Consider the following 19,714-nt stretch of genomic DNA (forward strand, 5'->3'; position numbering starts at 1 on the left):
GAAGACGCTACCACGACTTCGCCCGGAGGAGCGCGCGCGCGGGCCCCTGCGCGAACCGTTCGCGTGACAGAGAGCGCTCCCGACGGCCGCCGGGAGCGCCCCTAGGACGCGCCGTTACTGGTTCATGCTCTCGAGGAATTCCTGATTGGTCTCGGTGCGGCTCACCTTGTCCAGGAGGAATTCCATCGAGTCGATGACGTTGAGGGGGTGCAGCAGCTGGCGGAGCAGCCACACGCGCTGGAGGATCCACTCCGGCAGCAGCAGCTCTTCCTTGCGGGTCGCGCTCTTGTTGATGTCGAGGCAGGGGAAGATCCGCTTCTCCATCAGCTTGCGATCCAGGTGGATCTCGCTGTTACCCGTGCCCTTGAACTCCTCGAAGATGACCTCGTCCATGCGCGAGCCCGTGTCGACGAGCGCGGTGGCGACGATCGTCAGCGAGCCGCCCTCCTCGACGTTGCGCGCGGCGCCGAAGAACCGCTTCGGCTTGTGCAGCGCGTTCGAGTCGACGCCGCCGGAGAGGATCTTGCCGCTCGGCGGGACGACCGTGTTGTACGCGCGCGCCAGGCGGGTGATCGAGTCCAGCAAGATCACGACGTCGTGCTTGTGCTCGACGAGGCGCTTCGCCTTCTCGATCACCATCTCGGCGACCTGCACGTGCCGCGTCGGGGGCTCATCGAAGGTCGAGCTGATCACCTCGCCCTTCACGGTGCGCTGCATGTCGGTCACCTCCTCCGGGCGCTCGTCGATGAGCAGCACGATCAGCGTCGTGTCCGGGTGGTTCGCGGAGATCGCGTTGGCGATCTGCTGGAGCAGCACCGTCTTGCCCGCGCGGGGCGGCGAGACGATGAGGCAGCGCTGCCCCTTCCCGATGGGGCAGAGCATGTCGATGATGCGGGTCGAGAAGCTCTTCGTCCCGTTCTCGATGTTGAACTTCTGCTGCGGGTAGAGGGGCGTGAGGTTGTCGAACAGGATCTTGTCGCGAGCGACCTCGGGGGGCTCGCCGTTGATCTTGTCGACCTTGAGCAGCGCGAAGTACGCCTCGCGCTCCTTGGGCGGCCGGATGGAGCCGCTCACGCTGTCGCCTGTGCGGAGGTTGAAGCGCCGGATCTGGGACGGCGAGACGTAGATGTCGTCCGGACCCGGCAGGTAGTTGTAGTCCGGCGCCCGGAGGAAGCCGAAGCCGTCGGGCAGGCATTCGAGCACGCCCTCGCCGTAGACCGGCTGGTCCTGCGCCGCGTGGGCCTGCAGGAGAGCGAAGATGACCTCCTGCTTGCGCAGCCCGGCAGCGCCCTCGATGTTGAGCCCCTTCGCCATCTGGACGAGCTCGGCCATCGGTTTCTGCTTCAGTTCCCTGAGGTGCATGAGTCGGAAAGCTCCAGGATGCGACGGCACGTGCCCTGTCAAGGGCGTGGAGGCCGTCGGTCGTTGGTTTTTTGGTTGGGGGGGTCTAGCGGGTCGGACCCGAGGCGGGGCCGAGCATGTCGTCGATGTCGGCGGGTCGCCAGAGGGAAGAGGGCTCGCCTCGCAACCGGCGCCCCTCCGTTCATGTCGCTCGATCGGCGGGCTGTGCTTGCCGATCGGGCGGCGACTCTATCAAGCGCGTCTGCTCTGTCAATGCGCGGCGGGAGGCACGTACGACGCGCGCGCGTCGTGGGGCGTGGCACGGATTCAGGTCGCCCGCGCCGTCCGTACGAAGAACGGCGCGGGCGAACTGCCCGTGGCTCCCAGGTGCTGCCTGAAGTTGCCTCCCCCGGAACGCGCGGCTAAGTCAAGCTGGTTCCATGGGGCTCAAACAGGTTCAGCTGTTCGTCCGCGGTCGCGTCCAGGGCGTCTTCTTTCGTGCCTCCACGCAGCGCGAGGCCAAGCGGCTCGGCCTCACCGGCTGGGTGAAGAACCGCTCCGACGGCAGCGTCGAGGTCCTCGCCGAGGGGGAGGAGGACGAGCTGAAGGAGCTCATCGCCTGGGCGAACCGCGGCCCGAGCGCCGCGCGGGTCGAGCGCGTCGACGTCCGGTGGCGTGGCTTCTCCGGCGATTTCTTCGACTTTCGCATCACGGATTGAGGCGCTTGGCACGCAGCTCGTCGGATCCGAGGGGTGCAGGCGCGCGATGGGCGCAGCGACGCAGGCCGGCGTGCGCGTGGCTCGTCCTGATTGGCCTGCTCGCAGCGGCGCCGCTCGCGACGCCACCGGCGCGCGCCGCCGGCGAGCGCGACGCGGGCACTTCCGCGCCGGCCTCCTCCGCGCTCCCTGAGCTCCCGCGCCTCGCCCCGATCGCCCGCCCGGAGCCTGACATCGCCGCGGTCCGCGAGCTCGACCGGATACTCGACCAGCTCACGTCGGAGGACGCGCGCTCGCGGGAGAACGCCCGCGCGGCCCTCGATGAGCCGATCCCTGGCATCGTCGATGCGGTGCGGCTGCGCGTTCAGGACATCCGCGGCTCGCTCGATCGGGACGCGGCGCCTCGCGTGCTCGCGGACGCGCGCAGAGAAGGCCGCAAGGCGATGAAGGGCGAGAAGGGGGAGGACGAGCGCGACGGCAACAAGAAGAAGGCTGCAGACGCGAAGGCCGACAAGGGCGCGAAGAAGGGCGCTGGCGACGCAAAGAAGGGCGCTGGCGACGCAAAGAAGGGCGCCGGTGACGCAAAGAAGAGCGCCGGTGACGCGAAGAAAGACGCGAAGGCCGACCAGGGCGCAAAGAAGGACGCCGGCGACGCGAAGGGCGCAAAGAAGGACATCAAGGCCGACCAGAGCGCCAAGAAGGGCGCTGACGACGAGAAGGACGAGGGGGACTGGCTGGATTTCATGCTGGCCGTGGCGCGGCCGCGGGACAGCGCGTGGCGCGATGTCGTCAAGCTGCTCGCGATGGAGCGGATGCTCGTCGCTGCGGGCACGACGCCTGCGGTCCGCGAGCTCATCGCGCTGCACGCCTATTTCGGCGAGCTGCTCCGCATCGATCTCCAGCGGCAGGTGGCCAAGCTGCGCGACAAGGCGGTCCCCGCGCTGATCGAGGCGCGCCAGCACGACGCCAAGATCGTCCAGCGGTGGGCCAACAAGCAGCTCGACCTGCTCGGCCGGGCGATCCCCGGCGAGGCGATCGCGTCGAATGACACGCAGATCCTGGCCGACGTCCTCCGCGCCTACGGCCGCGTCCGGGACGTGGACGCCGTGCGCGTGATCCTGAGCTTCTGCAACAGCGACCGCGCGCGGCTGCGCGACGCCGCGCGGGAGGCGATCTCCGCGATCGGCGAGCCCGGCATCTGGCAGCTCCGCGACGCCTACCTGGACCTCACCGGCGCGAAGCCGCCGCGCGAGTGGTCGTGGGACCGTGTCGCGCGCGAGCTCTTCGGGACGTACGATCGCGCGCGCCTCGCGGAGGTGTACAAGCTGATGGACGAGGGCGTCGCCGCGGCGAGCGCGGGCAAGCCCGCCGAGGCGACCGACGCGTTCGACAAGGTGCTCGCCCGCGCGCCGCTCTTCGAGCGCCGCAAGGAGATGGTGGACGCCTACGTGGAGCGGGCGCGATCGCTGTCTGCCGACCGGCGCGACGACGCGCTCGCCATGCTGCGCAAGGCGCTGCGCCTCGACGCGCCAGGCGAGCGCGCGAGGAAGATCGAAGCGGAGATCGCCTATCTCGAGGGCGCGCTCCTCATCGAGCGCGGCACGCCGGACAAGTTCGTGCTGGAGCGTGCGATCGAGCTCGACCCCTCCAACGCCGGCGCGAGGGCGGCGCTCGCCTCCCTCGGGGACAAGGTCGCGGAGCGGAAGAGCCAGACGAACCGCCACATCGCCGCGGGAGCGGTAGGTCTCGCCGCGGTGCTCTCGATGTTCTTCATCGCCCGGCGACGGAGCGCTCCGTCGCGCGCTCGAGAGCAAGCCGGCGCCGTGCCTCCGCCCCCGCCGGCGTCTCCTGCCTCGGCGCCGTCCCCTCCGCAGCCGACCGCATCACCTGCCTCGGCGCCGCCCCCTCCGCAGCCGACCGCATCGCCGCCTGCCTCGGCGCCGCCCCGAAGGCAGGACAGCGCCGCTCCTCCGCAGCCCCAGACGTCTCCCGAGCCGGCCCCGGCCGCCGCCTCGAGGGCGGACCCCGACCTGCCGGCACAGCCTATCGAGGAGGCGGAACCGCGACGCGACGACGCCCCTGCAGCCGACCCGCGCGACCGCTGAGGCGTCGCGCGCACCAGGCCCACGCAGCGGTCGGCCCCTGAGCGCCGGCCGGGCTCACAACGCAGAAACGCCGGGCGAGCTGAGCGCTCTCCCGGCGTGCTGTCTGCGACTGTGCCAGCGCCACGCGGCGCCGGCCTGTCTCCGGGCTCAGCCGGCGGTCGTCGCCGGGGTGGCCGGCTCCGCCGCGGCGACCGGCTCGGCGGCCTGCGCAGGCGCGTCCGCGACCGGCGGCGCGTCGATGAACTCGATGAGGCTCATCTGCGCGCAGTCACCGCGGCGCGGACCGAGCTTGATGATCCGCGTGTAGCCGCCCGGCCGTCCCTCGAAGCGCTTCGAGAGATCGATCATCACCTTCGCGATGATGTCGACCTTCTTGCCGTCGGTCGCGACCCCCCAGCGAGGGATGTAGCTGCCCACGAGCCGCTCCGCGTGGAGCCGGCGCGCTCTGTCGCCGGGGCTGAGCTCCCCGTGCGCGGTGTACGCGACCTTGCCGAGCCGCGTCGCCTTGGTGATGAGCCGCTCGGCCACGCGCCGCAGCTCCTTCGCCTTGGCGTCGGTCGTCTCGATCCGCTCGTGGGTGATCAGGTTCGCCGTCAGGTTGCGAAGCATCGCCCTGCGACTGGAGGTATCCCGACCAAACTGCCTGCCCGCTTTCTTGTGACGCATGACGTTCCCTCAGTACCGACTCACGCCTGCGCCTGCTGCGCCTTCCAGCGCTCGAGGAGCTGCGGCCAGTTGTCGATCTTCATCCCGAGCGAGAGCCCCATGTTCGCGAGGATCTCTTTGATTTCCTTCAGCGACTTGCGACCGAAGTTCTTGGTCTTGAGCATGTCCTGCTCGGTCCGCTGCACGAGCTCGCCAATGAGCGTGATGTTCGCGTTCTGCAAGCAGTTCGCAGAGCGGACGCTCAGCTCGAGCTCCTCGACGGAGCGGAACAGGTTCTCGTTGAGCGGCTCGTCGTCGCTCATCACCGCCTGGTAGCTCGTCTCCTCGCTCTCCTCGAAGTTGACCCAGATGGAGAGCTGCTCCTTGAGGATCTTCGCGGCGAAGGCGACCGCGTCCGCCGGCGAGACGGACCCGTTGGTCCAGACCTCGAGCGTGAGCTTGTCGTAATCGGTCACCTGCCCGACGCGGGCGTTCTGCACGGTGTAGTTCACCTTGCGGATCGGCGAGAACAGCGCGTCGATCGGGATGGTCCCGATCGGCATGGTCGGCGTCTTGTTGCGCTCGGCGGGCACGTAGCCGCGGCCCACGTTGACCGTGAGCTCCATCGAGAGCGGGCCCTTCTTGTCGAGCACGGCGATGAGGTGGTCGGGGTTGAGCACCGACAGGCCCTCGACCAGCTGGATGTCGCGCGCGTACACGGGCCCGGGCCCCTCGCGATCGATCCGCACCGAGTACGTCTTCGGGGTGGCCGCCTTGAAGACGACCTCCTTCACGTTGAGGATGATGTCGCTGACGTCCTCGACCACGTCCGGCACGGTGGTGAACTCGTGCAGCGCGCCCTCGACGCGGATGGCCGTCGCGGCCGCCCCCTGGAGAGAGGAGAGCAGCACGCGGCGCAGCGAGTTGCCGATCGTGATCCCGAAGCCGCGCTCCAGGGGCTCACACGTGAACTTGGCGTAGAACTGGGTCCCGCTGTCCGCGTCGATCGAGATGCCCTTGGGCCGGATCAGATCGCGCCAGTTACGGGCGATCATCGTGAGGTTCGGGTTGTTCATCGTCATGGCGATCTCCTTCCTTCATGAGGTTTGCGCGGAGGTCTCACGCCGCGGCCGCACTCGACCAATCGACGCCGCCTCCTGCCCGCATCCTAGGCTCCATGCCCCCGCGCGCGAGCGCGGGATGGCGGCGCCGAGGGGAGCCCGCAGCGATCGAGCGCACCCTGCAAGGTGCGCTCGCGACGCCGCCCTCCTCCGCGCCGCCCTCGCGCGATCAGCGCGAGTAGTACTCGACGACGAGCTGCTCGCGGATCTCCGGCTCGTTGAGATCCTCGCGGATCGGCGCGCCCTTGATCGCACCGGTGAACGCCGCGCGGTCCACGTCGATCCAGCTCGCGACCGGGCGCTTGTCCGCGCCGCCGACGGAGGCGAGGACGCTCTTGAACTTGCGCGCCCCCTCGGTGAGCTCGACCCGGTCACCCGCCCGAACGACGTAGCTCGGGATGTCCAGCCGCTTGCCGTTCACGTGCACGTGCCCGTGCCGGACGAGCTGGCGCGCCTCGGCGCGGGACGAGCCGAAGCCCATCCGGTGCACTACGTTGTCGAGCCGCCGCTCCAGCAGCCCGAGCATCTCCTCGCCCGTCCGGCCCTTGCGCCGGTTGGCCTCCTGGAAATACCCGCTGAACTGCCGCTCGAGCACGCCGTAGATGCGACGCACCTTTTGCTTCTCGCGCAGGCGCACCGCGTACTCGCTCAGCTTGATGCGCCCCTGGCCGTGCTGGCCGGGGGGATACGGGCGCCGCGTGTACGCGCACTTCTCGGAGTAGCACCGCTCGCCCTTGAGGTAGAGCTTCATCCCCTCGCGGCGGCAGAGCTTGCAGACCGGACCAATGTAGCGAGCCATCGTGAATTACCTCAAACCCTGCGCCGCTTGGGCGGCCGGCAACCGTTGTGGGGGATCGGCGTGACGTCACGGATCAGCGTCACCTTGAAGCCAGCGGTCTGGAGCGCACGGAGCGCGCTCTCGCGTCCGGCCCCCGGCCCCTTCACGAACACGGCGACCGAGCGCATCCCGTGCTCCTGCGCCCGGCGCGCCGCCTCTTCCGCCGCGAGCTGCGCGGCGAACGGCGTCGACTTGCGCGATCCCTTGAAGCCGCGAGCGCCAGCGGACGACCACGCAATCGCGTTGCCGTTGATGTCCGTGATCGTCACGACCGTGTTGTTGAAGGTCGACTGAATGTGCGCGATACCCGCGGAGACATTCTTCTTGACCTTCTTCTTCTGCTTGGCCTTCGTGGTAGTGGCAGCCGTCTTCGCTTGCGCCATGGCGTCCTAATCCCCGCTCGTCACTTGGTCGCGGCAGGACGCCGCTGCAACATGCCCTTGCGCGGTCCCTTCCGGGTGCGCGCGTTCGTATGCGTCCTCTGCCCGTTCGCCGGGAGCCCGCGCCGGTGGCGGAGCCCCCGGTAGCAGCCGAGGTCCATGAGCCGCTTGATGTTGAGCTGCACCTCGCGCCGCAGGTCGCCCTCGACCTTGTACTCGGCGTCCAGGAGGTCGCGGATCGCCTTCACCTCAGCGTCGCTGAGCTCCTCGACCCGCTTGTTCTGCGGAATGTTGGTCTTCTCGCAGATTTGCAAGGCGAGAGTCCGCCCGATGCCGAACAGGTACGGCAGGGCGTAGGCGACATGCTTCCGACGCGGGAGATCGACACCAGCGATACGAGCCATGGTTACTCCAAACCGAAACGAGGGCGGGCTACCGCCGAAAGAGCTAGTTCCCCTGGCGCTGCTTGTGGCGGGGGTTCTCGCAGATGATCCGAACGACACCACGCCGCCGGACCACCTTGCACTTGTCGCAGATCTTCTTGACGCTCGGGCGCACCTTCACGGGGAGCCTCCAGATTCCTCAAAAACTACGTTACTTGTGCCGGTACGTGATCCGGCCTCGGCTCGGGTCATACGGCGAGACCTCGACGGTCACGCGGTCGCCCGGCAGGATCTTGATGTAGTACTGCCGCATCCGGCCGCTGATGGTCGCGAGGACGCCGAGGCCGTTGTCCGCCTTCACGCGAAACATGGCGTTCGGCAAGGCCTCTTGAACCACGCCGTCGAACTCGAGCTTGTCGCCCTTCGGTTCTTTCGGCGGTCTGGTCTGATTCTTACGCCTCATTCTCCACCCGAGCCCGGCCGGCCAATCGCCGACAGCACCCTGTGCGTAACTTCTTCAGGCCTCCCGACTCCATCGACGCGATGCAGCAGCTTCTTCTGCTCGTAGAACGGAAGAAGGGCGGCCGTCATCGCCTCGTAGGCGTCGAGACGCTTTGCAACAGCCTCGGGCCGATCATCGGCCCGATGCTCTAGCTCCGCACCGGGGGGCGGCGGATTATAGACGAGATGATATATCTGTCCACTGCGTTTGTCAGTTCGGCGATGGATCAGGCGTTCCTCGAGCAGGGGACGCGCCACGTCCAGCTGGATCACCGCATCAATCCGCTTGCCGCCCTGGTTGGCGCTGGCCAGCAGCTCGTCGAGCGCGTCCGCCTGAGGCACAGTCCTGGGAAATCCGTCCAGCAGGAAGCCATCGCTGCAGTCGGGCTCGACCGTCCTGCGCGCGATGAGGCCGATGACGGCCTCATCCGGCAGGAGTCCGCCAGAGTCCATGATGTCCAGATAGCGCTTCTCCAAGGTCCCCGATCGCTTTGCCTCGCGCAGCATGTCGCCGGTCGAGATTTGCGGGATGCCGAAGCGTGCGCACAGCAGCTTCGCCTGCGTACCCTTCCCAGCTCCAGGAGGCCCCACCAGAACCAAGATCATTTGCCCTCCATCACGCTTCCGGGAGCCTGCGGCCCCGGATGCGGGTGGCACCGGGGCCCGTCAGCCCCTCGTAGCTCCGCGTGATCAGGTGCGCCTCCAGCTGGTTCACGGTGTCGAGCGCGACGCCGACGACGATCATGAGCGACGTGCCTCCGAAGCCGAAGGGGACACGCAGCAGGTTGCCGACGATCGAGGGCACCACGCACACCGCGGCGACATAGAGCGCGCCGCCCACGGTGATCCGCTGGATCACGCGGTGAATGTAGTCCGCCGTCTGCTTTCCTGGCCTGATCCCGGGGATATTTGCCTGTTGCTTCTTCAGGTTCTCCGCGACGTCCACCGGCTGGAACGTGACGTTCGTGTAGAAGAAGCAGAAGAAGACGATGAGCAGCGCGTAGCCGGTGTTGAAGACCCAGTCCCCCCGGTTGATGATCGCCTGAATCTGCTCGGCCCCGGGGACGTTCATGTTCGCGAGCGTCTGCGGGAACATCAGCAGCGACGACGCGAAGATGGGGGGGATGGTCCCGGACGTGTTCACCTTCAGCGGCAGGTGCGCCGTCTGCCCGCCGTAGACGCGGCGACCGACCTGGCGCCGCGAGTACACGATCGGGATCTGACGCCTGCCGTTCTCGAAGAACGCGATGACGGCGATGACGAACACGATGAACGCGACGATCGCGGCCATCGTCAGGGGCTGGAGATCACCGGCGTTCTGGGCGAAGTAGTTGCCGACCTCCTCCGGAATGCGCGTGACGATGCTCGCGAAGATCAGGAGCGAGACGCCGTTCGAGACGCCGCGCTCCGTGATCTGCTCGCCGATCCACATCAGGAACGCGGTCCCGGTCGTCAGCGTGATGACCGTCATCAGCTGAAAGCCGATGCCGGGGTGGTTCACGATCCCGGCCCCGGTCTCGCTGCTCGACAGGCCCTCGAGCATCTTCGCGATCGAGAAGGCCTGGAACAGCGAGAGCGCGACCGTGCCGTACCGCGTGTACTGATCGATCCGCCGGCGACCCTGCTCGCCCTCTTTCCGCAGCTCGTCGATGGGCTTGTAGACCATGCCCATGAGCTGCATGATGATCGAGGCCGAGATGTACGGCATGATCCCGAGCGCGAAGATCGACAGGTTCTCCAGCGCGCCGCCCGAGAACATGTTGAAGAAGCTCAGGAGCCCGCCGGACTGCTTCGCGACGTACTGCCGCATCGCGTTCCGGTCGACGCCGGGCGTCGTCACGAAGACGCCAACCCGGTAGACCGCGAGCATCACCAGGGTGAAGATCACGCGTCGCCGGAGCTCGGGGATCTTGTGGAAGTTGGTGATTCCCGCGAGGCTGGCCATAGGCGATCCTGGACTCCGGCTTGGTGGGTGCGCGTGCGCGCTGACTACGAGGACGAGGAGTCCGTCGAGTTGCCCTGGGGTGCAGGCGCCGCGAGCACGACCGCCTTGCCCCCCGCCTTCTCGATCTTCTCGACCGCTCCCTTGGAGAAGCGGTGCGCCGTCACCGTGAGCTTCTTCGTGAGCTCACCGTCGCCGAGGATCTTCAGCACGTCGAACCGCCCCTGCACGAGGCGGCGCTCGTGGAGCGCGATCAGATCGACCTGGGCGCCATTGTCGAACGCCTCGAGGTCGCCGACGTTGACGTTGACGACGATGTCCGCGAGCGGGTTGCGGAAGCCACGCTTCGGGAGGCGACGCTGGATCGGCGTCTGCCCGCCCTGAAAGTGCTTCTTGTTGATGTTGCCGCCGGCCCGCGCCTTCTGCCCTTTTTGTCCGCGGCCAGACGTCTTGCCGACGCCCGACCCCACGCCACGGCCAACGCGGAGCCTCTTGGTTACGGCGCCTTCAGGGGCTTGGAGCTTAGAAAGAATGTCCATGTTTCACACTTCCGTACGCGGCGACTCCGCTGGAATGACGATCTCGCTTCTCAGGCTTTCGACGAGGTCGCTCCGTCGGCGACCTCCTCGACCTCGACGAGGTGGAGGACCTTCTTCACCATGCCACGGAACGAGGGCGTGTTCGCGACGACCACCTCGGACCCCGGCCCACGCAGGCCGAGCCCCTTGATGATCTTGCGGGTGTGCTCGACCTGGCCGATGTTGCTGGCCCTCTGACGTACCCGGAGCTTCACTGCGAGCCTCCTTCAGCGCCGCCGCTCGGTGCACCACCGCCGCCGCCCGGCTTCCCGGGGGGCGGCGCCACGCTCGCGCGCCGTCGACCCGCGGTGTTCGTGCTACCGCGGCGCTGGTAGTCGAGCGAGTCGAGCTGCATCGACCGCTTGCCGGCGACGCTCTCCGGGCTCTTGAGCCCACGGAGCGCCGCGACGGTCGCGTGCACGACGTTGTGCGGGTTGCTCGTGCCGAGCGACTTCGACAGCACGTCGTGAATCCCCGCCGACTCGACGACGGCGCGCACCGCGCCGCCGGCGATGACGCCCGTCCCAGGGCTGGCCGGCTTCAGCAGGACCTTGCCCGCCCCGACGTGGCCGAACGAGTCGTGCGGGATGGTCACGCCGTCCAGGGGAATGCGGAACAGGTTCTTGCGAGCCTGATCGTTCCCCTTGCGGATGGCCTCCGGCACCTCGTTGGCCTTGCCCAGGCCGATGCCCACGTGCCCCGCTTCGTCGCCCACCACGACCAGCGCCGAGAAGCTGAAGCGCCGGCCGCCCTTGACGACCTTGGCGACGCGGTTGATGTGGATGACTCGCTCTTTCAGCTTCTCTTCGTCGACATGATCGAACGCCATAACCGTCCTCTATCACGTTCTCCGCCGCGGCAGTTGACCGCGCCCGCCGCCCTCACCATCAGGGCAGCGGCTGTGGGAGTCAGAAATCGAGACCTGCCTCGCGCGCCGCCTGGGCGAGGGCGCTGACGCGCCCATGATACAGATAGCCGTTGCGGTCGAAGACGACCTTGTCGATCTGCCTGTCCTTGCAGATCCTCGCGATCAGAGCCCCGACCTTCTTCGCCGCCTCGACCTTGTTGTCCTCGTCGAGGGAGCCCTTGAGGTCCTTCGACAGAGTCGAAGCGTGGGCGAGGGTCTTGCCGCTCACGTCGTCGATGACCTGCGCGTAAATGTGCTTCGAGCTGCGGAAGACGCTGAGGCGCGGGCGCTCCGGCGTCCCCTCGACCTTCTTGCGGATGCGGAGCTTCCGGCGCTCCCGACCGACGATTTTCATGCCCATGACCGTCTCGTCCCTCGGTGCAGCGGCGTACACGCCGCCGCTCGCCTTTACTTCTTGCCGCCCTTGCCGGCCTTGCCAGCCTTCTCCCGCACGCGCTCGCCGCGGTATCGGACGCCCTTGCCGCCGTACGGCTCCGGCGGCCTGAAGCCACGGATCGTCGCGGCCGTCTGCCCGATGAGCTCCTTGTCCGCGCCCGTCAGGACCAGGACGGTGCCCTTCGAGTCCGCCGGGATCGTCGCCGTGAGCCCCGTCGGCACCGGGAATGTCACCGGGTGGGAGAAGCCGAGGGCGAAGTTCAGCGTCGTGCCCTTGAGCTCGACGCGATAGCCGGTCCCCTTGAGCTCGAGCGTCCGCTCGTAACCCTCGGCGACGCCCTTCACCATCGCGGCCACGAGCGCCCGCGTGAGGCCCTGGAGGCGCGACCCGTCGCGCCCAGGCGCCACCGAGCTCACGTGCAGCTTGCTGCCCTCGAGCTTGATGTCCACCTTGTCGGTGATCGCGCGGGAGAGCTGGCCCTTCGGACCCTTGACGTCGATCTTCCGGCCGTTGACGGTCGCGGTGACCCCCTTCGGCAGGTCGATCGGGCGCTTGCCAACGCGCGACGTCTTCGGAGCGAGCCGGCTGTCACCGTTCGCGGGCTGGGCTGCGTTCGCCTGAGCTTCCATCACCACACCTCGCAGATCAGCTCGCCACCCATCTTGAGGCGGCGCGCATCCCTGTCGCTCATGAGCCCGCGGGACGTGCTCAGGATCGAGATCCCGAGCCCGCTGAACACGCGCGGGATCCTGTCGTGACGCACGTACACGCGGCGCCCGGGGCGGGAGACGCGGCGCACGCCGTCGATCGCGCTCTGTCGATCGCGCCCGTACTTGAGCACGATCGTGAGCTTCTTGGGACCCTCACCCTCGGTCTCGCGCACGTCGGCGATGAAGCCCTCGGACTTGAGGATCTCCGCGACCGCGGCCTTGATGCGACTCGCGGGGACCTCGGTCCGGTCGTGCCGCGCGAGCGCCGCGTTGCGAATGCGGGTCAGCATGTCGGCGATGGGATCGGTCATCATAGAATCACCAGCTGGCCTTGATCACACCAGGGAGCTCACCACGGAGCGCGAACAACCGAAGGCAGACGCGGCAGAGCTCGAAGTCGCGGTAGTAAGCGCGCGCGCGCCCGCACACCTTGCAACGGTTCTTTTGCCGCGTAGAAAACTTCGGCGGACGGTTCAGCTTCGCAAACTCTTTTGCACGGGCCATCGAAAATCCCTCAATGCCGGAACGGGATGCCAAGCTCGGTCAGGAGCGCGCGTCCTTCTTCGTCCGTCTTCGCCGTGGTCACGAACGAGATGTTGAGCCCCTTCACGACATCGATCTTGTCGTAGTCGATCTCGGGGAAGATGATCTGCTCGCGCAGGCCCATCGTGAAGTTGCCCTTGCCGTCGAACCCCTTCGGGCTCACGCCCTTGAAGTCGCGAACACGCGGAAGAGAGAACGCGATCAGGCGATCCACGAACTCCCACATCCGCTCGGCACGCAGGGTCACCATCACCCCGATGGGCAGGTTCTCGCGCAGCTTGAAGGTCGCGATCGACTTCCGGGCCCGGGTCACCACCGGCTTCTGGCCGGAGATCGCCCGCATGTCCTCGACGGCGGAGTCGATGATCTTCGGGTTCTGCACCGCGGCGCCGAGACCCATGTTGATGACCACCTTCTGCAGGCGGGGCACCATCATCGGGTTCTTGTAGCCGAACTTCTTCGCGAGCGCGGCCGTCACGCTCTTCCTGTAGTGCGTGCGAAGCCGCGGCGCATAGTTCGGGTCGCGCGGGCGCTCCTCGGCCGGCCCGGAGGCCTCGGCGTCGGCGCCCTTGGCCTTCGCGCCCTTGGCTTCCTTGCTCTTGGCGGGCGCCTGCGGCTTGGCCTGCTGCGGCTTGGGCTTGTCCTTGCCCTTGCCGGCGTCCTTGGCCGCCTTGTCCTTGTCCTTCTTGTCCGCCATGGCTAGCCCACACCGATCGCGCTGCCGCTCTTGCCGACGCGCATCTTCTTGCCGTCCTCACCGACGCGGACCTTCACGCGCGTCGGCTTGCCCGTCGCCGGATCGACCGGCATGACATTCGAGGCGTGAATCGGCGCCTCCTTGGTGATCTTCCCACCCTCCTGATTGCGCGGCGTGGGCCGCTGGTGGCGGGTCACCGTGTTCAGGCCTTCCACGACCACGCGATCCTCGTCAGCGAGGATCTTGGTGATCCGGCCCTGCTTCCCCTCCTCCTTGCCGCTGATGACCTGCACGAGGTCACCGACCCTGAGGCGCTTCATCAGAGGACCTCCGGAGCGAGAGAGATGATCTTCATGAACTTCTTCGCGCGGAGCTCACGAGCGACCGGCCCGAAGATACGGGTACCGATCGGCTCCTTCTCCTTGTTGATGAGGACCGCGCTGTTCCCGTCGAACTTGATGTAGCTGCCGTCCGAGCGCTGGTACTCCCGGGCGGTGCGGACGACGACGGCGCGCGCCGTCTCGCCCTTCTTCACCTTGGTGCCCGGCAACGCCTCCTTGATCGAGACGACGATGACGTCGCCGAGAGCGGCGTACTTGCGGCGCGAGCCGCCGAGCACCTTGATGCACTTCACGATTCGGGCGCCGGAGTTGTCCGCGACCTCGAGATGCGTCGACACCTGGATCATGGCGCTACTCCTCCACCGGGCGGGCAACGAGCTTGGTCACGAGCCACCGCTTGTCGCGGGAGATCGGCCTGTGCTCCGTGATCTCGACGCGATCGCCCACCTTGTACTGGTTCGTCTCGTCGTGCGCCTTGTAGCGCTCCCGCTGACGGACGTACTTTTTGTACACAGGGTCGAGCGCGTTCCGGATGACCTCGACGGTGACCGTCTTGTTCATCTTGTCGCTGGTCACCTTGCCGACCAGCTTGCGCCGGAAGCCGTGCGCCTTCGCCTCGGTCTCGGCCTGCGCAGGCGCCGCGGCTGCCAGCTCGGGCGCCGCAGCGGCCGGCTGCTGGGTCTCTGCCTTCTTCTTCGCCATGGCTACGCCTTCTCCTCGGCACGCGCGCGCTGCGTGAGGATCGTCTTCACCCGCGCGAGATCCCGCTTCGACTTGCGGATCGTCGCCGTGTCGTTCAGCCGATTCGTGAAATTCTTGAACCGCGCCTCGAACAGGCCCGCCGCCAGAGATTTCTCGAGCTCGCGCAGGTGCTCGGTGGTGCGTTCACGCAAATCCTTCGCCTTCATCGCCTACCTCACGTCAGCCCGCGGGCGAGGAACTTGCACTGCATCGGGAGCTTGTGCGACGCGAGGCGGAACGCCTCCTTCGCAGTCTCCTCGCTCACGCCGCTGATCTCGTACATCACGCGGCCCGGCTGCACGAGCGCGCACCACTCCTCGGGCGCGCCCTTGCCCCCACCCATGCGGACCTCGAGCGGCTTCTTCGTCACCGGACGGTCCGGGAAGATACGGATCCAGAGCTTGCCCGCGCGCTTCACGTGCCGCTGGATCGCCATACGAGCCGCCTCGATCTGCCGCGAGGTGACGCGGGCAGGCTCGACGCACTGGAGCGCAAAGTCGCCGAAGGAGACGTCGCTGCCCGTCATGGCGAGGCCGCGGTTGTTCCCCTTCTGCATCTTGCGGAACTTGGTTCGCTTCGGAGACAGCATTCTGCAATCCCTCTACTGGATCCGGCGCGCCTTACGCTGCAGGACCTCGCCCTTGAACATCCAGACCTTCACGCCGATGATGCCGACCTTCGTCTTCGCCTCGGCCAGGCCGAACTCGATGTCGGCGCGGAGCGTGTGCAGCGGCACCCGGCCCTCGCGGTAGGTCTCGACGCGGCTCATCTCGCTGCCACCGAGCCTGCCGGCGCAGCGCACGCGGATGCCCTTCGCGCCGAACTTCATCGCGGTGGCCACCGCCTTCTTCATCGCCCGGCGGAACGCGATCCGGCGCTCGAGCTGCGTCGCGATGTTCTCGGCGACGAGCTGCGCGTTGGTCTCGGCCTTCCGGACCTCCTGCACGTCGATGAACACCTCGTTGTCGGTGAACGACGACACGCCGGGGAAGAGCGTCTCACCCTTGGATGCGGTGCCGACGTTCCCGCTCTTCAGCGTCTCGATGCCCTTGCCGCCCTTGCCGATCACCATGCCGGGGCGGGCGGTGAAGACGATCACCTTCGCGCGGTTCGCGGCGCGCTCGATCTCCACGCCGGCGATGTTGGCGTTGTAGAGGTACTGCTTGATCGCGCGCTTGATGCGGATGTCCTGGTGGAGCCACTTCTGATACGCAGCGCCGTCCTCGTACCACTTGCTGCTCCACGTCTTGATGACACCGACGCGGAAGCCATACGGATGGGTCTTTTGTCCCATAGCGGCAGGTCCTCTACTTACTTTCTCTCGTCGACTTCGATGACGATGTGCGACACGCCCTTGGTGATCCGGGTCGCACGGCCCATCGCGCGCGGCCGCCAGCGGCGGTTGAACTTGTTCGGCCCCTTGTCGACGGTGGCCTTGCTGATGAAGAGCGCGTCGATGTCGGCGCCCGCCTGCTGGGCGTTCGCGACCGCGCTCTCGATGATCTTCCGCAGGACGGGGGCTCCGCTCTTCTGCGTGAACGAGAGCAGCTGGATCGCCTCGTCCGCGTCGCGACCTCGAACGAGATCGGCGATCATGCGAGCCTTGCGCGGGGCGATCCGCGAAAACATCGCACTGGCTTTGCTTACCATTCGAGACACCTCGCGACACCGGCGGGCGGAGTTACTCCGTACCGGGTTTCGGTTCGCTGCGAACCGGTTGCACCGTCGTACGCTTCCGGTCCCAGCTCGACGTCCATCGACGTGGGCCCCCTTCGCGTCACCGGGGGGGTTCCCGCGGCGGCCGAAGGAGCGGAGCTGGGATCGAAGCGCCGTTACGGCTCTTCTACTGGGAGACCGGGAGGACACCCGATCGCCCGGGAAAACGGAGCGCGGTGATTACCAGCGGGGGGCGCGGTACGCAAGCGCGATCCTTCCGCTCCCCTTCAGTTTGTTTCGCGCGTCCCCGCGGGCTGAGCAGCTTTTCAGTTCCTCCTGAACGGACGTCGGGGGGCTCCGGGCACGCCGAGCCTGGTGCCCGGGCAGGCGGACGGACGAACACGAGGCTGAGTTCTGTTCTTGACACTGACGAAATACAGCTGAGACAAGCCGTCGACGGCGGCCTGAGCCGTCGACGGCGGAGGTGCCCCCCCGGAGCGTCGGCGTCGGACGGCTGGACCAGGCCGAAGAGCAGGATTGCGAGGGGAATAGGGGAGCCCCAGGTTCAGTCGAACGCACCAGGCCGTGGAACTCTTCCCTGACATTGTAGGAGGCAACGTGACCATGCTTGCTCGCCATCGCCATTCTTTCCTCGCGCTTACCTTTATCTTGCCCGCCATCTACACCGGCTGCGTCGTGACCACGGAGGACACCGACAACGAGGTGGACCAGACGGTCGGCCCCGGCGTCACCCACGGGTCCACGAGCAGCGGCGGCGACGGCGGCGACGGCGGCCAGGGCGGCACCGGCGGCCAGGGCGGCACCGGCGGCGACGGCGGCACCGGCGGCGACGGCGGCCAGGGCGGCACCGGCGGCAGCGACGCCTGCATCGAGGCGTCGGACGGTAACCTCACGGTCGCGGCCTGTGACGAGCTCAACATCTCGCCTGCGCAGGGGGCGACGAGCCAGTGCGGCGCGAACCGCGACGAGGACCCGATCGGCTACGGGCTCTGCAAGCACGGCTTCGCCGTCTTCTCCCCGGGTCACGCCGCGGACCTCGTGGACTGCCTGAGCGACATCGGCGTGGAGCGGGCGTGCGATGTGGATCCCGTTCAAGCGTGCATGAACCGCACGTACGCCAACGCGTGCCCGCACCAGGCCGACGAGATCTGCGACACCATCTCCGACTTCTGCGACGCTGGCACGTTCGACCCCGCCAAGTGCGCGGCTCAGATGAACCCCCTCAACCGAGATGCAGCGGACGATCTCGTCGCGTGCATGAACGACAACCCCGATGTCTCCTGCCAGGAGGCTTACGACGCATGCTACGAGGAGATCATGGCCTTCGAGTGACCCGGCCGCCGCCACGGGTGCACAGCCTGCGCGCCCACCGTGCGCGCTCTGCTCTCGCCGTTCTTTTCCCCTGGCATTCGACGCACACCAGATGACCTCTGGGCCTCTCACCAGCTCACACCCACCTTAGCGCCCCAGCGCGCGCACCCTCTCATGTAGGCCCGTTCGGGGAGCCCCCGAGCGCGGTATTCGGTTGCAAAAAAGATCGCGGGAAGGGATCCTCGGCTCCTCCGTGGCCAAGGACTCCTCCCGCCCGCGCCTGGCAGCCTCCGTTCCGCGATCGCCGGGGGCGCGTCCATTCCGCGGCGGAGCGCTGCTCGGCGTGCTCGTCGCGTCGGCCGGCTGTGCTCCGGGGTCGACGACAGCGGAGCAGATCACGCCGCGCCTGATGGTGCGCGCCTCGCTCGAGGGGACCGCCGCCGTCCCGACGGAACGGCGCATCAAGGCCAAGGAGAGCGCGCTCGCTGCCGTCAAGGACAGCGCAACGCTCGCCTCGGGGATGGAGTCCGAGATCGGCGCCATCCCGATGTCCTCCTCGATGGCCAGCGCGCGCTGCCCCGCGGAGATGGCCCTCGTCGACGATCGCGTGTGCGTCGACCGCTGGGAGGGCGCTCTGGTCGAGGTGACGCCCAGCGGTGAGCGCCCCTGGTCGCCTTACGATCCGATTGACGGGAACGAGCGCCGCGTCCGCGCCGTGTCCTGGCAGGGGGTCATGCCCCAAGGCTACATCAGCGGGCGGCAGGCCAAGCTGGCGTGCGCGGCATCGGGCAAGCGCCTGTGCACCTCGGAGGAGTGGGTGACCGCCTGCCGAGGGCCGGACGACACGACGTTCCCCTACGGCGCGCTCCGCCAGCAGGGCGCGTGCAACGATGACGAGCGACGGGTTCACCCCGTCGCCGAGATCGCGGCGCTGCTCGACATCAAGCCCGAGGAGCGCTGGACGACGGCGATGAACAACCCGCTCATCAACCAGCTGTCCCAGGCGCTGCTCCCGACGGGCGAGCGCGCGGGATGCACCAACGCCTACGGCGTGTTCGACATGGTAGGCAACCTCCACGAGTGGGTCGATGATCCGAGCGGCACCTTCCGTGGCGGCTATTTCATGGACACGACGCGCAACGGCGAGGGCTGCAAATATGCCACGACCGCCCACTCCTTCGGCTACCACGACTACTCGACGGGCTTCCGGTGCTGCATGGATCCGGAGCAGGCCGACTAGTGCTGGCCGCGCGGCGTGCGGCCGGCATGATAGCGAGGGTGCAGGTTGGTGTGATACGGGCTCAGCCGCTAGGCAGGCGAGTGAGGCGTACGAAGGTACGCCGCAGCGAGCCGAACGACGCGGATGAGCCTGTAGCGCGCGAACCCGCAGCCCGCTATGGGGCAGACGCGAATCGAACGCGGAGCTCGGGGCGATCCAGCGGGGAGACAGGGCGGTCGCCGCGCGCGCATCTTTCCGTGACGCCACGGGCGCTCCGACAAGACGGCTCGGGCGCGGCGCGAGCGAGCGTGCGAGTCGTGGAGAAGCCAGGGCCGCCGCGCAGCAAGCCAGGGCGACACCAGCGAAGAGATTGCCGATGCTCGACTCCATAGTGAGCGCGCCCACGCGGCGCCGTGCCGCCGCGACCGCCCTTGCCGCCCTGACGGCCCTCCTGGCGCTCGGTTGCGGGAAGAAGGAAAAGGCAGCGCCCATCACCGTCCCGCCGCCCCCGGGCGCGGCGTCCTCGGATGAGCTCACCACCGCCATTGGCCAGGCGCGTGGCGTCGATTCGGCGCTCGCGCCGTCGTCGACCCGATGGCGACGAGCGTTCGTGCTCGATGA

The 19,714-nt window shown here is 67.8% G+C and carries 28 protein-coding genes and 1 pseudogene; 4 read left to right on the plus strand and 25 right to left on the minus strand.

Annotation, left to right across the window (positions count from 1 at the left end; translation table 11 throughout):
• Positions 1 to 114: 114 nt before the first annotated feature.
• Positions 115 to 1,362, minus strand: a complete 1,248-nt coding sequence (gene rho, locus WMF39_RS43120; protein WP_012240541.1) for a transcription termination factor Rho — start codon at positions 1,360 to 1,362, stop codon at positions 115 to 117.
• A gap of 419 nt (positions 1,363 to 1,781) precedes the next feature.
• On the opposite strand from rho, the gene yccX reads away from it, so the two are divergent.
• Entirely contained in the window at positions 1,782 to 2,060 is a 279-nt protein-coding gene (gene yccX / locus WMF39_RS43125) for an acylphosphatase (protein ID WP_012240542.1), read from the plus strand.
• Positions 2,061 to 2,065: 5 nt separating this feature from the next.
• Positions 2,066 to 4,162, plus strand: coding sequence for a hypothetical protein (locus WMF39_RS43130; protein ID WP_437742262.1), 2,097 nt, complete (start codon positions 2,066 to 2,068; stop codon positions 4,160 to 4,162).
• Between the two features lie 147 nt (positions 4,163 to 4,309).
• Here WMF39_RS43130 and rplQ read toward each other — a convergent pair whose 3' ends face one another.
• From rplQ to rplV, 24 genes and pseudogenes are all read right to left on the minus strand, one after another.
• Entirely contained in the window at positions 4,310 to 4,828 is a 519-nt protein-coding gene (gene rplQ, locus WMF39_RS43135) for a 50S ribosomal protein L17 (RefSeq protein WP_012240544.1), read from the minus strand.
• A 20-nt stretch (positions 4,829 to 4,848) separates the two neighbouring features.
• Complete coding sequence (locus tag WMF39_RS43140; RefSeq protein ID WP_437742263.1) at positions 4,849 to 5,889, minus strand: DNA-directed RNA polymerase subunit alpha; 1,041 nt, start codon at positions 5,887 to 5,889, stop codon at positions 4,849 to 4,851.
• A 208-nt stretch (positions 5,890 to 6,097) separates the two neighbouring features.
• Entirely contained in the window at positions 6,098 to 6,727 is a 630-nt protein-coding gene (gene rpsD / locus WMF39_RS43145) for a 30S ribosomal protein S4 (protein ID WP_272102129.1), read from the minus strand.
• A gap of 11 nt (positions 6,728 to 6,738) precedes the next feature.
• A complete protein-coding gene (gene rpsK / locus WMF39_RS43150; RefSeq protein WP_012240547.1) occupies positions 6,739 to 7,149 on the minus strand; it encodes a 30S ribosomal protein S11 in 411 nt (136 codons plus the stop codon).
• A 20-nt stretch (positions 7,150 to 7,169) separates the two neighbouring features.
• On the minus strand, positions 7,170 to 7,550 hold the full coding sequence (gene rpsM / locus WMF39_RS43155; RefSeq protein ID WP_012240548.1) for a 30S ribosomal protein S13: 381 nt from the start codon (positions 7,548 to 7,550) through the stop codon (positions 7,170 to 7,172).
• A gap of 43 nt (positions 7,551 to 7,593) precedes the next feature.
• The gene (gene rpmJ / locus WMF39_RS43160; RefSeq protein WP_012240549.1) at positions 7,594 to 7,710 is read right to left on the minus strand and encodes a 50S ribosomal protein L36; all 117 of its coding nucleotides are present in this window, start codon (positions 7,708 to 7,710) and stop codon (positions 7,594 to 7,596) included.
• A 30-nt stretch (positions 7,711 to 7,740) separates the two neighbouring features.
• Entirely contained in the window at positions 7,741 to 7,992 is a 252-nt protein-coding gene (infA, locus tag WMF39_RS43165; RefSeq protein WP_012240550.1) for a translation initiation factor IF-1, read from the minus strand.
• Positions 7,989 to 8,636 (minus strand): adenylate kinase, encoded by a 648-nt coding sequence (locus WMF39_RS43170; protein ID WP_437742264.1) that lies wholly within the window; start codon positions 8,634 to 8,636, stop codon positions 7,989 to 7,991. Before WMF39_RS43170 ends, infA begins: the two co-directional genes overlap by 4 nt.
• Positions 8,637 to 8,646: 10 nt before the next feature.
• Complete coding sequence (gene secY, locus WMF39_RS43175) at positions 8,647 to 9,975, minus strand: preprotein translocase subunit SecY (protein ID WP_437742265.1); 1,329 nt, start codon at positions 9,973 to 9,975, stop codon at positions 8,647 to 8,649.
• Between the two features lie 44 nt (positions 9,976 to 10,019).
• Positions 10,020 to 10,511, minus strand: coding sequence for a 50S ribosomal protein L15 (gene rplO / locus WMF39_RS43180; RefSeq protein ID WP_437742266.1), 492 nt, complete (start codon positions 10,509 to 10,511; stop codon positions 10,020 to 10,022).
• Between the two features lie 50 nt (positions 10,512 to 10,561).
• Positions 10,562 to 10,765 (minus strand): 50S ribosomal protein L30, encoded by a 204-nt coding sequence (gene rpmD, locus WMF39_RS43185; protein WP_437742267.1) that lies wholly within the window; start codon positions 10,763 to 10,765, stop codon positions 10,562 to 10,564.
• 134 nt (positions 10,766 to 10,899) lie between these two features.
• Positions 10,900 to 11,379 (minus strand): annotated as a pseudogene (rpsE, locus tag WMF39_RS43190) (30S ribosomal protein S5); the annotation flags it as partial.
• A 79-nt stretch (positions 11,380 to 11,458) separates the two neighbouring features.
• Positions 11,459 to 11,818 (minus strand): 50S ribosomal protein L18, encoded by a 360-nt coding sequence (gene rplR, locus WMF39_RS43195; RefSeq protein ID WP_437712555.1) that lies wholly within the window; start codon positions 11,816 to 11,818, stop codon positions 11,459 to 11,461.
• Between the two features lie 47 nt (positions 11,819 to 11,865).
• The gene (rplF, locus tag WMF39_RS43200) at positions 11,866 to 12,483 is read right to left on the minus strand and encodes a 50S ribosomal protein L6 (protein WP_437277607.1); all 618 of its coding nucleotides are present in this window, start codon (positions 12,481 to 12,483) and stop codon (positions 11,866 to 11,868) included.
• Positions 12,483 to 12,878: a 30S ribosomal protein S8 gene (gene rpsH / locus WMF39_RS43205; RefSeq protein WP_012240558.1), complete on the minus strand. Its 396-nt coding sequence runs from the start codon at positions 12,876 to 12,878 to the stop codon at positions 12,483 to 12,485. The genes rplF and rpsH overlap by 1 nt, the downstream gene beginning before the upstream one ends.
• Positions 12,879 to 12,882: 4 nt before the next feature.
• Positions 12,883 to 13,068, minus strand: coding sequence for a type Z 30S ribosomal protein S14 (locus WMF39_RS43210; protein WP_437742268.1), 186 nt, complete (start codon positions 13,066 to 13,068; stop codon positions 12,883 to 12,885).
• Positions 13,069 to 13,078: 10 nt separating this feature from the next.
• The gene (rplE, locus tag WMF39_RS43215; RefSeq protein ID WP_437712559.1) at positions 13,079 to 13,804 is read right to left on the minus strand and encodes a 50S ribosomal protein L5; all 726 of its coding nucleotides are present in this window, start codon (positions 13,802 to 13,804) and stop codon (positions 13,079 to 13,081) included.
• Positions 13,805 to 13,806: 2 nt separating this feature from the next.
• Positions 13,807 to 14,124, minus strand: coding sequence for a 50S ribosomal protein L24 (gene rplX, locus WMF39_RS43220; RefSeq protein WP_437742269.1), 318 nt, complete (start codon positions 14,122 to 14,124; stop codon positions 13,807 to 13,809).
• Positions 14,124 to 14,492, minus strand: coding sequence for a 50S ribosomal protein L14 (gene rplN / locus WMF39_RS43225; RefSeq protein ID WP_012240562.1), 369 nt, complete (start codon positions 14,490 to 14,492; stop codon positions 14,124 to 14,126). The genes rplX and rplN overlap by 1 nt, the downstream gene beginning before the upstream one ends.
• 4 nt (positions 14,493 to 14,496) lie before the next feature.
• Positions 14,497 to 14,796 (minus strand): 30S ribosomal protein S17, encoded by a 300-nt coding sequence (rpsQ, locus tag WMF39_RS43230; RefSeq protein ID WP_272102908.1) that lies wholly within the window; start codon positions 14,794 to 14,796, stop codon positions 14,497 to 14,499.
• A 53-nt stretch (positions 14,797 to 14,849) separates the two neighbouring features.
• Positions 14,850 to 15,053 (minus strand): 50S ribosomal protein L29, encoded by a 204-nt coding sequence (gene rpmC, locus WMF39_RS43235; protein ID WP_272102120.1) that lies wholly within the window; start codon positions 15,051 to 15,053, stop codon positions 14,850 to 14,852.
• Positions 15,054 to 15,061: 8 nt separating this feature from the next.
• On the minus strand, positions 15,062 to 15,475 hold the full coding sequence (rplP, locus tag WMF39_RS43240) for a 50S ribosomal protein L16 (RefSeq protein ID WP_012240565.1): 414 nt from the start codon (positions 15,473 to 15,475) through the stop codon (positions 15,062 to 15,064).
• Positions 15,476 to 15,487: 12 nt separating this feature from the next.
• Complete coding sequence (rpsC, locus tag WMF39_RS43245) at positions 15,488 to 16,180, minus strand: 30S ribosomal protein S3 (RefSeq protein ID WP_061609597.1); 693 nt, start codon at positions 16,178 to 16,180, stop codon at positions 15,488 to 15,490.
• A gap of 17 nt (positions 16,181 to 16,197) precedes the next feature.
• Positions 16,198 to 16,536: a 50S ribosomal protein L22 gene (gene rplV, locus WMF39_RS43250; RefSeq protein ID WP_012240567.1), complete on the minus strand. Its 339-nt coding sequence runs from the start codon at positions 16,534 to 16,536 to the stop codon at positions 16,198 to 16,200.
• Positions 16,537 to 17,166: 630 nt separating this feature from the next.
• On the opposite strand from rplV, the gene WMF39_RS43255 reads away from it, so the two are divergent.
• Together WMF39_RS43255 and WMF39_RS43260 are read left to right on the plus strand one after the other, a co-directional pair.
• Entirely contained in the window at positions 17,167 to 17,895 is a 729-nt protein-coding gene (locus WMF39_RS43255) for a hypothetical protein (RefSeq protein ID WP_437748111.1), read from the plus strand.
• 322 nt (positions 17,896 to 18,217) lie between these two features.
• On the plus strand, positions 18,218 to 19,114 hold the full coding sequence (locus tag WMF39_RS43260) for an SUMF1/EgtB/PvdO family nonheme iron enzyme (RefSeq protein ID WP_437742270.1): 897 nt from the start codon (positions 18,218 to 18,220) through the stop codon (positions 19,112 to 19,114).
• The last annotated feature ends 600 nt before the right edge of the window (positions 19,115 to 19,714 follow it).

Source organism: Sorangium sp. So ce1504 (assembly GCF_051521635.1).
GTDB lineage: Bacteria > Myxococcota_A > Polyangia > Polyangiales > Polyangiaceae > Sorangium > Sorangium cellulosum_B.

What these genes read in the sequence shown, in the direction of transcription:
- rho (WP_012240541.1), bottom strand. Translation starts at nt 1,362, where the DNA reads ATGCACCTCAGGGAACTGAAGCAGAAACCGATGGCCGAGCTCGTCCAG.
- yccX (WP_012240542.1), top strand. Translation starts at nt 1,782, where the DNA reads ATGGGGCTCAAACAGGTTCAGCTGTTCGTCCGCGGTCGCGTCCAGGGC.
- rplQ (WP_012240544.1), bottom strand. Translation starts at nt 4,828, where the DNA reads ATGCGTCACAAGAAAGCGGGCAGGCAGTTTGGTCGGGATACCTCCAGT.
- WMF39_RS43140 (WP_437742263.1), bottom strand. Translation starts at nt 5,889, where the DNA reads ATGACGATGAACAACCCGAACCTCACGATGATCGCCCGTAACTGGCGC.
- rpsD (WP_272102129.1), bottom strand. Translation starts at nt 6,727, where the DNA reads ATGGCTCGCTACATTGGTCCGGTCTGCAAGCTCTGCCGCCGCGAGGGG.
- rpsK (WP_012240547.1), bottom strand. Translation starts at nt 7,149, where the DNA reads ATGGCGCAAGCGAAGACGGCTGCCACTACCACGAAGGCCAAGCAGAAG.
- rpsM (WP_012240548.1), bottom strand. Translation starts at nt 7,550, where the DNA reads ATGGCTCGTATCGCTGGTGTCGATCTCCCGCGTCGGAAGCATGTCGCC.
- infA (WP_012240550.1), bottom strand. Translation starts at nt 7,992, where the DNA reads ATGAGGCGTAAGAATCAGACCAGACCGCCGAAAGAACCGAAGGGCGAC.
- WMF39_RS43170 (WP_437742264.1), bottom strand. Translation starts at nt 8,636, where the DNA reads ATGATCTTGGTTCTGGTGGGGCCTCCTGGAGCTGGGAAGGGTACGCAG.
- secY (WP_437742265.1), bottom strand. Translation starts at nt 9,975, where the DNA reads ATGGCCAGCCTCGCGGGAATCACCAACTTCCACAAGATCCCCGAGCTC.
- rplO (WP_437742266.1), bottom strand. Translation starts at nt 10,511, where the DNA reads ATGGACATTCTTTCTAAGCTCCAAGCCCCTGAAGGCGCCGTAACCAAG.
- rplR (WP_437712555.1), bottom strand. Translation starts at nt 11,818, where the DNA reads ATGGGCATGAAAATCGTCGGTCGGGAGCGCCGGAAGCTCCGCATCCGC.
- rplF (WP_437277607.1), bottom strand. Translation starts at nt 12,483, where the DNA reads ATGGAAGCTCAGGCGAACGCAGCCCAGCCCGCGAACGGTGACAGCCGG.
- rpsH (WP_012240558.1), bottom strand. Translation starts at nt 12,878, where the DNA reads ATGATGACCGATCCCATCGCCGACATGCTGACCCGCATTCGCAACGCG.
- WMF39_RS43210 (WP_437742268.1), bottom strand. Translation starts at nt 13,068, where the DNA reads ATGGCCCGTGCAAAAGAGTTTGCGAAGCTGAACCGTCCGCCGAAGTTT.
- rplE (WP_437712559.1), bottom strand. Translation starts at nt 13,804, where the DNA reads ATGGCGGACAAGAAGGACAAGGACAAGGCGGCCAAGGACGCCGGCAAG.
- rplX (WP_437742269.1), bottom strand. Translation starts at nt 14,124, where the DNA reads ATGAAGCGCCTCAGGGTCGGTGACCTCGTGCAGGTCATCAGCGGCAAG.
- rplN (WP_012240562.1), bottom strand. Translation starts at nt 14,492, where the DNA reads ATGATCCAGGTGTCGACGCATCTCGAGGTCGCGGACAACTCCGGCGCC.
- rpmC (WP_272102120.1), bottom strand. Translation starts at nt 15,053, where the DNA reads ATGAAGGCGAAGGATTTGCGTGAACGCACCACCGAGCACCTGCGCGAG.
- rplP (WP_012240565.1), bottom strand. Translation starts at nt 15,475, where the DNA reads ATGCTGTCTCCGAAGCGAACCAAGTTCCGCAAGATGCAGAAGGGGAAC.
- rpsC (WP_061609597.1), bottom strand. Translation starts at nt 16,180, where the DNA reads ATGGGACAAAAGACCCATCCGTATGGCTTCCGCGTCGGTGTCATCAAG.
- rplV (WP_012240567.1), bottom strand. Translation starts at nt 16,536, where the DNA reads ATGGTAAGCAAAGCCAGTGCGATGTTTTCGCGGATCGCCCCGCGCAAG.
- WMF39_RS43255 (WP_437748111.1), top strand. Translation starts at nt 17,167, where the DNA reads ATGCTTGCTCGCCATCGCCATTCTTTCCTCGCGCTTACCTTTATCTTG.